Annotated in this window: 1 protein-coding gene; it reads right to left on the bottom strand. The window is 42.4% G+C overall.

The genetic code is table 11. The features are described 5' to 3' along the window. Positions 1-509: transposase family protein (locus B4113_RS19165; protein WP_160331384.1), on the bottom strand; the 509-nt coding region annotated here is incomplete at its 3' end. Between the last annotated feature and the right edge of the window lie 99 nt (positions 510-608).

The raw sequence follows: 608 nt of genomic DNA, 5'->3' as shown, positions 1-608 counted from the left end.
GTTTCATACTGATGTCCCTTTTTTACCGCGATTTCATCTAAACTAAGCACCATTCCTTCTTGAGAAGATGCTTCTATCGCTGTTTGACGCTCTTTTGCTTTTTTCGATGCGATGGAGTAATAAATGCGTTCCAATGTTGTATATGGGATGCGGTGCTTTCGGCTCACCTCTTGAATGGTGGAACCTTCACAAAGTTCATACAAGTACTCACAAAATCGGTTGGTGTAGTGCAGATTGGGTTGAACCGATTCCAAAGAGGCGGAAAACACTTGAGAGCAATTCCAGCACCGATAGCGCTTTATCTTTACGAACAAGTACACCGGTTGATGGAAAATCGCCAAATCCCGTACTTTTCTTGTCCGTCTGTCGTGGACAGAGGAAGTGGCAAACCCACAATGAGGGCAACGTTCCTGTGTCTCTGTTTTCTCTACATGAATCGCATAACCATAGGAATGAAGTTCTTGTTTAATCACTCTAAATTCTGGCAATCCTAGTGGTATCGAAAGCACTTACGAGACCTCCTTAATGTTGATTTCACCGCTAACATTATTGCCAGGATCTCGTCAGTGCTTTCTCTTTTTTGTCACTAAATCACAAAATTTGGTGAT

The organism is Geobacillus sp. B4113_201601, assembly GCF_001587475.1.
Classification (GTDB): Bacteria; Bacillota; Bacilli; order Bacillales; family Anoxybacillaceae; genus Geobacillus; species Geobacillus icigianus.
This window is presented reverse-complemented; position numbering and strand designations above follow the sequence as displayed.